Origin of the sequence: Candidatus Aquarickettsia rohweri (genome assembly GCF_003953955.1) — a bacterium.
GTDB classification, from domain to species: Bacteria; Pseudomonadota; Alphaproteobacteria; order Rickettsiales; family Midichloriaceae; genus Aquirickettsia; species Aquirickettsia rohweri.
In genome coordinates this window covers 1-9,498 of the sequence record NZ_RXFM01000049.1, presented here as the reverse complement: position 1 = coordinate 9,498, position 9,498 = coordinate 1, and the positions used below count along the sequence as shown (strand labels likewise).

Sequence of the window (9,498 nt, the reverse complement as noted above, 5' to 3'; positions counted from 1 at the left end):
CTTTTAGATGGAAGACTGCGTATTGATAATAATGATTCGGAGCGTAGTATAAAACCATTTGCAGTTGGCAGAAAAAATTGGATGTTCTGTGCAACAACTAAGGGTGCTAAAGCTAGTGCAAATATTTATAGTATTATTGAAACTTGCAAAGTAAATAAGATTAATCCTTATGATTATTTAAAATATTTGCTGAATCATATTCATGATTATTCTGATCCAAAAGAGTTAGTAAATTTACTTCCATATAATATTGATAAAAAAATATCATCAAATTAAATTTTTTTTAGAATTATCAAAAAACTTAAGAAACCCAAAGAAAGGCGGATAATACTTGTCAAGATGGGGATATTTTAGCGTTTACTTTTATCTGTAGTTTTAATTATTTTTAATAAAATTATTTCCAATATTTTTTAATCCAAGGAGCAGCTCTATATTTAGAAATTGGATATTCAGCTATTTCATGTATATTAGGTTTTCCTTGAAATGCTAATATCTTTCCATCAACTGGTTCATTTGCATATAAATTAGCTATTTTACTAATATAGCTTAATACTTTTGTTGGAAGCCCTAAATTAATTGGTAATAATCTATATTTACAATGATTTTTATAATACAATACCCAATTATTTGGCCAAAACACATAATTTTCAGCTGCTTCTTTAATATAAGCTTGATCACCTCTTTTTTTCAATCGCTCACATATCTCATCGCTATTTTCCCAAAAATCACTCCATATTTTGGGATTAGAGCCTATTGTTACTCTCATCACACATGAAGAAATCCATTTGTCATTATAATAATTTTCTGTTACACATAATTTGCCTTGCTCATATAAGAAAAAATCATCTATATTATTTAAAATCAGCATATATAAATCTATAAAAAGTAAATCTCCTTGTAATCCAAAAAATACTTCTTTAAATATAGAAATTTTTTGCCACCAACCCCATAAATGCACTTCATTTTTGGTATTTTTAAAATATTTATACGACTATCTATACCTTTATCACTATCTGTTAAACAATGAAATTGATAAGATAGAGTAATATTTCTATCTACCATTGAAAAAAGTTTATTTACATAATCACTACTGTATCTATCTCCCCACTTAATGCAAATTACATGTCTTTTTTTAATTTTATTATTCATAAAATTATTATTTAACAAGACTTAAATTTTTCATGAATAGTAGATTCTAAAGCTGGTATATCAAATAATTGAACTTCGCCTGTTTTGCGATTTTTTAATTCCACTTTTTTACTAGCAGCATGTTTAGGACCAATAATTATTTGTAAATTTATTCCTATTAAATCCATATCAGCGAATTTTTTACCAGGACTTTTATTTGTATCATCATATAAAACATCATATTTATCTGATAAATTAACATATAATTTATCAGATAATTCTCTACATAAACTATCCTCTGTTTTAATATTTATAATTGCTAATTTGAAAGGAGAGATTGCATCAGGCCATATGATGCCTTTATCATCATGACAATTCTCAATCACTGCAGCGATCAACCTTGTTATACCAACTCCATAACAACCCATTTCAGCAAATTGCAATTCTCCATTACTATCTTGATATTTACAATTTAAACTATTACTATATTTTGTACCAAGATAAAATAAGTGCCCCACTTCAATACTTTGACTCTTTACAATCTTCAATGCTTTTCTATCATCTAAATCATGTTTCTCTTCTTCTTTTGCATAAAATTTTTCATATCCCATAAGTGAAAATCCATCACCTTCCAAATAGTCAATAAGCTCTTCTTGATAATATATTGTACTTTCACCATTTTTAGCAGATAAAACATGAAATTCATGACTATAATTCCCACCCATAGCACCTGTAGGTGCAAGTACAGGTATTACTTTTAGCCCAATTTTTTTAAATATTCTTAAGTATGCTTTAAAAATTTTCTCATAGCTAATTAAAGCTTTTTCCTTACTTACATCAAAAGAATATGCATCTTTCATTAAAAATTCTTTAGCTCTCATCACACCATGCCTAGGTCTTATTTCATCTCTAAATTTCCAAGTAATTTGGTATAATATTTTACCTACATCTTTATATGAATTCACACTGTTTTTAAAAAGCTCTGTAACTGCTTCTTCACCAGATGCAGGCAATACATAATCTGTTTGCTTTTGGCATTTTAGATGAAAAATTTGCGATTTCATGTCAGAATCTTCCACAGCTCTACCAGACTTCTCCCAAATTGAAAGAAGTTGTAAAGAAGGTAAAATAATCTCATGACAGTGAATTTTGTTAAGCTCACCTCTAATTAGATTTGATAACTTATTTAAAACACTGAGCCCAAGCGGAAGCCAAGAATATACCCCAGAAGAACTTTGTTTAATCATTCCACTTTTAAGCATTAGCTTATGAGACATTAATTTAGCTTCAGAGCTTATATCTTTTGTGGTAGGCAATAAATAGTTACTTAATCTCATTTCACTATTCTAAGCCAATTGCATTTTTATAAAGTTCAAATAATGCCTCTTGCTCATTAAGCTTTTCTGTATCCATTTTTCTAGCTTTAATAACTTTTGTTTTATAATATTTGGTACAAATCCTTTGGCTTTAGCTTCTACTAATAGGTCTTTAATGTCATTATTAATATTATTCTTTTCTTCCTCTAATCTTTCAATTCTCTCAATATATTGTTTTAATATTTTCCTTGTTTCATTATCTATTGAATTCATAAAATTTTACCAACTAATATTTATATAATTTACTTTTTTTATAAGCTTTAATAAAGAATCTTATAATCACTGCTATTATTGCTGTCAATGGAATTGCAAATAAAATCCCAAAAAATCCCAATAAACTTCCCCCAACAAAAATTCCTAAGAATATCCATAAGGGATGAAGATTTAAACTCTTACCCATTAATTTTGGTGTTATAAATATACCTTCAGTAATATGCCCTAAAACATATACAATAAGTAAATAAATAAGAATAGACCATGTCTTAAGATGACTATATGCTATTATTGAGGTTAGAATAAAACTAAAAATTATACCTAGGTATGGCACAAATAAAGATAATCCTGAAAATATTCCAAGTACAAGTGCATAGTCAACACCCAGCAAAAATAAACTAACTGTATAATATATACCTAAAATAATTGATACGCTAAGTTGCCCTCTTAAATACTTTGCAATCGTAGTATTGATATCCTTAAATAATTTTAAAACATCGTTTTTATAGCTTATTGGAATCAATTTTTTCAAAGCATTAATTATTTTTTGCATATCTAAAGCAAAATAAAATGTTAATATAGGTGTTAATAATAAGATTGTTGCTAAACTTAATATCACTTTACCAGATTGAATTATATTGGTAAATAAATGATTAGAAAGCTTAAAGAAAAAAGCGTATATAGTATCTAAACTACTCTCTATTAAATTCCCTATAACTGGATATTTATGACTGAGAGATTGGATAACTTCTTCAATACCTATATCCTTAGAAAAATACTCCTTAACATTAAGCTTCATTATTAAGCCACTCGCTTGATTAATTACCCCAGGAATAAGATAATACAAAATCAAAAAAAACATAGTAAAAAATGTTATTAAAATTACCAAAATAGACAATTTTTTATTTAATTTTTTTACTTCAGTACAATATTTGATAATAGGATCTAAAATATATGCAAAAACAAAACCTAAGATAAAAGGTATAATTATACTAATTAATTTAATTGTAAGAAATAGTATGCAAATAAAAAAAATTAAAACAACAATTCCTTGATTTCTATAAATATTATTAGATTTCATTTATAATTATTATTTAGAATTATTTTTTGACTCTTTATATACGAATTCCAAACTACAATAAGGGCATACTATTTTGTCTTTTTTTATATTAAGATATACTAAAGGATGACCTAGCTCTTGCTTTAAGCCATCACACTTCACCTTTTTACTTTCAGTATATATAATATTTTTATTTTTTATTTCCATTATTTATTCTTATGCATTTTATAAAGAATATTTAATCCTTCTAGAGTCAAATTTGGTTCAAAAACATCAATATTCTTAATTTCACCTTGAATTAGAATAGCATTTCCACCTGTAACTATAACTTTAAAATCTATATCTAATTCTTCTTTTATCTTATTTATAATACCATTTATAGACTCTTTATATAAGTAAAACATCCCTGATCTCAAACAATCCTCCGTATTTTTACCAACAATATTATCTGGCTTTAACAAATGTGTGTAAAACAATCGATCTGTACTTTTAATAAGTGAATTAAATGAAGTTTGTAAACCAGGTAAAATTAAACCACCAATAAATTCTTTTTCTTTTTTAATTATTCCTATTACAAGTGCCGTACCAAAATCAATAAATATACAATTTTCATTATACATCCTATTTGAAGCAATAGCGTTCGCTAAAATATCTGAACCTAATTTTGTTCCAGCATCTATATTTATGTTAATATCATGTTCAACTTCAGAGGCAATAATTGAAGATAATTTTAAATATTTTTCAACAAAAATAGCCATAGGCTTAGTTATTTTATTCACTACAGATGAAATTATTGCTCCATTTATTTTTGTATAATCAATCTCTGCATAATTAAAAAGTGGCAATAGTTTATTTGCATATTCATCTTCAGTTAATTGTTTTTGTGTAGCTATTCGCCATTTATGAATAAGTTTATCATTTTCAAATAATCCCAGCACAATATTAGTATTCCCTATGTCTACAGTTAATAACATAATATCTAATTAAATATAATTATTAATAATTTTTAACATATATGATGGAAACAATACATAAAAAATATTAAATCCCAATCCTAAAGAAATAATAATAATTTCTACTAAATTTAATTTTATCTTTTTAGCAATACTACCATTAATTACTTTATCAAAATACATTTTTCTTATTATATTAATACAATAAAAAGATCCAATAACTGTAGCTATAATGGCTATAATAGCTAAGTAGTACATTTTAAAATTTATTAATGTAATAAAGATATAAAGTTTTGCAAAAAATCCAATAAGTGGAGGAATACCAGCCATTGAAAAAGCTATTATTGCTAAAGAAAAACAAATAAATGAATTATTTTTAGACAAACCTCTAAGATCATTTAAGTTATTATTAAATGAAATTTTTCTTTTTAAAATTATTATCAAAGCAAAAAATGTCAAGATTTGTGTCATATATACTATTGAATAAAAAATAGTATTATGTAAAAAACTTCTATCATAAACAACTATACTCATCAACATAAAGCCCATATTACCGATAGCACTATAACCTAAAAGACGCTTTATATTATTTTGTACAATAGCTAAAATATTTCCAAATAACATGGAGCAAATTGATATAACTATAAATATTGGCTGCAATTGGTCTTTTATAACCATAAGTGGTTCAAAAATTAATCTTAAAAAAATCACAAGCACAGAAAATTTAGCAGAAGATGCTAACAATACTACTATCGAACTTTGAGCTCCTTCATATACATCAGGGGTCCAATTGTGAAAAGGGAATAGCGATAGCTTAAACATTATAGTAATAATAATTAATATAAAACCTGTTATAAATAATAAATTTTGATCCTTAAGACAAAAATTAGCATAACAATTTGTTTGATATACAAGACTTATTTCATCAAAATTAATTGTACCAGCATTACCATAAATCAAAGATGCTCCAAATAAGTATATCCCTGAACTAATTGCACCTAAAATAAAATACTTTAAACTAGCCTCTATTGATTTAGAATCATTTCTATTAGTCGCTATGAGGATATATAAACTTAAACTAAACAATTCCAAACCTAAATAGAATGTGAGTAGACTATTGCTACTAGCAAGCACACACATACCTAATGTAGATAATGCAATCATTATTGGAATTTCAAAAGATAACTTTGAATTTATATTCGTAGCTTTATAGCCAAAATTAGCAATTATTAAGATAATTATACTATTGCATAACAATATGATTATTTTACTAAATTGTATAAATTTTGATATAACTATTGAACCTTCAAACAGTAAAATTTTCCCGCAGTTAATGTTGATGATTTGAAAAATAGATCCTGCAAAAGTTAATATTATTAAACTACCTATAACTCTTACATTATTTTTTAAAATCACCCCATAAATAGTTGATATAAATATGCCAATTATAATTAAAATCTCTGGAGAAATATAATAAATATTTGATATTAAATTTTTTAAAATCATTTTATAATCAAATATTTAACTTGTTGTTTTTAATTGATTTTATTGAATCTACTAAATTTATAGAATTTTTATATGTGTTATCATTTATTACCTTTGGATAAATTCCTATAAAAATAACCAATATTGCAATAAAAGTTAAAATTAATTTATCACATAAATGTATATCTGTTAAAATTTGCAAAGTTTTTTTAAAATCTCCAAAAATAATCCTAATATATAACCAAAGCATATATGAAGCTCCTAAAACCATTCCTAAAGCTAACAATATCCCATATAAATTTCTTACCTCAAATACCCCTAAAAGTACTAAAAATTCACCAACAAAACCTGAAGTTAACGGAAGGCCTATTGATGCCATTACAAATACAGTAAATAAAAGAGAAAATTTTGGCATTTTTTGCGCCAGTCCTTGATATAGCGCTATTTCTTTTGTATGAGCTTGCTCATATAAAACCCCTACACATAAAAATAATGCACTAGAAACTAAACCATGACTTATCATTTGAAAAATTGCTCCTTGAATTGCGATTTGATTAAATGCAAATATACCTGCAACAACATACCCCATATGAGCAACTGATGAATAAGCAATCATTTTTTTTATGTTTACCTGCATCAAAGCTACAATTGATGTATAAATAACTGCAATTATACTTAACCACATTACATATTCTGAAAAATATATTGATGCTTCAGGAAACATAGGTAAATTAAATCTTAATAACCCATAACCACCAACTTTCAACAATACTCCGGCTAAAATTACCGATCCACTTGTAGGAGCTTCAACATGTGCATCTGGCAGCCATGTATGAAAAGGCCATAATGGTATTTTTATTGCAAATGATATAAAAAATGCAAGCCAAAGCCACTTTTGAAGATCCAAAGAATAATTTTTTAAGTGATTTGGTAACTCTGCTATATCTAAAGTAGGCTCATGAATAAAGATATAAGCTATTGCAAGCAGCATTAAAATTGAACCAAAAAGAGTATAAATAAAAAATTTTATCGCAGCATATACTTTATTAGAGCTTCCCCATATGCCAATAATAAGATACATGGGGATTAAAAATGCTTCAAAAAATACATAAAATAATATTAAATCTTTTGCTGAAAAAACACCAATCACACAAGATTCTAAGATTAAAAAAAGTGAAATGAAAAGTGTTTTATTTTCTTTGATAGATTTTAATCCTACAAATATACATATAGGAATTAAAAGAATAGTAAGTAAAATAAAAAATATTGAAAATGAATCAATTCCGAGTGAATAATATATATTCCATTTTTCAAACCAAGGTACCTTCTCTTCAAACTGAAAATTTGAATTGCTAAGATCATATTTCAACCATAATATAGCACCTAATAAAAACTCTAAACCAGACACTATAATATAAATTGTTGTATCTATATTTTTAAAAAATTTACTACCTAAGTATATTATAAATGCACCAACTAAAGGTATAAATATAAGATATGTTAAAATTGAAAAATCTATCATTCTAATAAAATATAATAAAGATCATTATTGTAAGCAAACCAATAAACATGATTAATGAATAATGGTTTATAACGCCAGTTTGTAACCCACGAGAAATCCTAGAAACATTATAAACACATCTAGCTAATATATTAGGGATACCATCTATAATACTATTATCAAAAATTTTCCAAAAAATATTACTAATTTTCTTAATAAAATCTACAAATAAAAAATTATAAATCTCATCAAAATAATATTTGTTCAACAAAATTTTATAAATAAAATTAAATTTTTCTGAAATAAAGCATGCAATTTTTTTAGTATTAGCATAAATTATATAAGCTATTAATATACCAAATAACCCTGCTATTATAGGCATGTGTTTTACTAAAAATGGCAACATATATAATTCACCATTACTTTTCTGAGTCACAGCTAAAGAATGATTCCAAAAATCACTTGAAGAATTTGTCATTTCGAAAATATATTCACCAACATACCCACTAAATATTGCACCAATAGCTAAAACAATCATAGGTATAAACATTGATTTAGGAGCATCATGAATATTTTGCACAATATTTTTTTCTAATTTTGTTTTTTTATGAAATACTAAAATTATAAGTCTCCATGAATAAAAAGCTGTTAGAAGTGCAGCAATAATACCCATACAAAATGCAAAATCCCCATAGCTTGTATTAGACAAATACGCACTTTCCAATATTAAGTCTTTAGAAAAATACCCAGCAAAAGGATAAATTCCCGCAAGCGCTAATGAACCTATCCACATTAATGTATATGATTTTGGTAACAATTTATATAATCCACCCATCTTTCTAATATCTTGTTCATCATTTATTGCATGTATTACACTACCTGCCCCTAAAAATAATAATGCTTTAAAAAACGCATGCGTCATTAAGTGAAAAATTGCAACTGAGTACGCTGAAACGCCGCAAGCAAAAAACATATATCCCAATTGACTACATGTCGAATAAGCTATTACTTTCTTTATATCATTTTGAACTATGGCAATCGATGCAGCAAATAAACATGTAATTGCCCCTATAATTGTTATCATATTTAATGCAATTATTGATTGCTCAAAAATAAAAGAACATCTAGCTACTAAAAACACTCCTGCTGTAACCATTGTTGCTGCATGTATTAAAGCGGATACTGGAGTTGGCCCCTCCATTGCATCTGGCAACCAAGTGTGTAAGCCTATTTGAGCAGATTTCCCCATACAACCAATAAACATCAACAAACAAATTGAATCAATTACAGAAAATTTAATTCCAAACAACGAAAAGCATTCTTCATATGATCTATCAAGTTGAATAAAAATTTGTTGATATTCAATTGTTTTAAAAGTTAAAGCTATCAAGATAATTGATAAAGCTAAACCAATATCACCCACTCTATTAACTAAAAATGCTTTAATTGCAGCATTTGCAGCGCTTTTTTTCTTAAACCAAAAACCTATCAATAAAAAAGAGCTCAGACCAACACCTTCCCAACCTACAAAAAGCTGTAAAAGGTTATCTGATGTTACAAGAACTAACATAAAAAATGTAAATAATGATAAATAAGCCATAAATCTCTGCTTATGATTATCATGAGACATATAACCAACAGAATATAGATGCACTAAAAATGAAACAATGTTTACCACACATAACATAACTGCTGTAAGCGAATCAATATAGATTGACCAATAAGCTTTAAAAAATGAAACATCTAACCACTTTAGCAACTTTATGTGAATTATATTATGTC

General features: G+C 26.3%; 9 protein-coding genes and 1 pseudogene. 1 reads left to right on the top strand and 9 read right to left on the bottom strand.

Annotation, left to right across the window (positions count from 1 at the left end; translation table 11 throughout):
* Positions 1 to 276, top strand: a 276-nt coding sequence (locus EIC27_RS04050) for a transposase domain-containing protein (protein WP_153183752.1), incomplete at its 5' end; no start/stop codon positions are given.
* A gap of 118 nt (positions 277 to 394) precedes the next feature.
* Here the strand turns inward: EIC27_RS04050 and EIC27_RS04045 are convergent.
* From EIC27_RS04045 to nuoL, 9 genes and pseudogenes are all read right to left on the bottom strand, one after another.
* Positions 395 to 958, bottom strand: a complete 564-nt coding sequence (locus EIC27_RS04045) for a hypothetical protein (RefSeq protein WP_126044851.1) — start codon at positions 956 to 958, stop codon at positions 395 to 397.
* A 202-nt stretch (positions 959 to 1,160) separates the two neighbouring features.
* Positions 1,161 to 2,390, bottom strand: a complete 1,230-nt coding sequence (locus EIC27_RS04040; protein WP_338140441.1) for a proline--tRNA ligase — start codon at positions 2,388 to 2,390, stop codon at positions 1,161 to 1,163.
* A gap of 79 nt (positions 2,391 to 2,469) precedes the next feature.
* Positions 2,470 to 2,717: pseudogene (locus EIC27_RS04035) on the bottom strand (DUF2312 domain-containing protein).
* A 13-nt stretch (positions 2,718 to 2,730) separates the two neighbouring features.
* Complete coding sequence (locus tag EIC27_RS04030; protein ID WP_126044849.1) at positions 2,731 to 3,798, bottom strand: AI-2E family transporter; 1,068 nt, start codon at positions 3,796 to 3,798, stop codon at positions 2,731 to 2,733.
* Positions 3,799 to 3,807: 9 nt separating this feature from the next.
* The gene (locus EIC27_RS04025) at positions 3,808 to 3,984 is read right to left on the bottom strand and encodes a zinc-finger domain-containing protein (RefSeq protein WP_205702329.1); all 177 of its coding nucleotides are present in this window, start codon (positions 3,982 to 3,984) and stop codon (positions 3,808 to 3,810) included.
* Entirely contained in the window at positions 3,984 to 4,751 is a 768-nt protein-coding gene (locus EIC27_RS04020) for a type III pantothenate kinase (protein WP_126044848.1), read from the bottom strand. Before EIC27_RS04020 ends, EIC27_RS04025 begins: the two co-directional genes overlap by 1 nt.
* A gap of 9 nt (positions 4,752 to 4,760) precedes the next feature.
* On the bottom strand, positions 4,761 to 6,236 hold the full coding sequence (locus tag EIC27_RS04015) for an NADH-quinone oxidoreductase subunit N (RefSeq protein ID WP_126044847.1): 1,476 nt from the start codon (positions 6,234 to 6,236) through the stop codon (positions 4,761 to 4,763).
* A 7-nt stretch (positions 6,237 to 6,243) separates the two neighbouring features.
* Entirely contained in the window at positions 6,244 to 7,737 is a 1,494-nt protein-coding gene (locus EIC27_RS04010; RefSeq protein ID WP_126044846.1) for an NADH-quinone oxidoreductase subunit M, read from the bottom strand.
* A gap of 1 nt (position 7,738) precedes the next feature.
* Positions 7,739 to 9,498: NADH-quinone oxidoreductase subunit L (gene nuoL, locus EIC27_RS04005; protein ID WP_126044845.1), on the bottom strand; the 1,760-nt coding region annotated here is incomplete at its 5' end.

Bases quoted from the DNA above. Each gene is read 5' to 3' on its own strand.
- EIC27_RS04040 (WP_338140441.1), bottom strand. From the start codon at position 2,390: ATGCTTAAAAGTGGAATGATTAAACAAAGTTCTTCTGGGGTATATTCT.
- EIC27_RS04030 (WP_126044849.1), bottom strand. From the start codon at position 3,798: ATGAAATCTAATAATATTTATAGAAATCAAGGAATTGTTGTTTTAATT.
- EIC27_RS04025 (WP_205702329.1), bottom strand. From the start codon at position 3,984: ATGGAAATAAAAAATAAAAATATTATATATACTGAAAGTAAAAAGGTG.
- EIC27_RS04020 (WP_126044848.1), bottom strand. From the start codon at position 4,751: ATGTTATTAACTGTAGACATAGGGAATACTAATATTGTGCTGGGATTA.
- EIC27_RS04015 (WP_126044847.1), bottom strand. From the start codon at position 6,236: ATGATTTTAAAAAATTTAATATCAAATATTTATTATATTTCTCCAGAG.
- EIC27_RS04010 (WP_126044846.1), bottom strand. From the start codon at position 7,737: ATGATAGATTTTTCAATTTTAACATATCTTATATTTATACCTTTAGTT.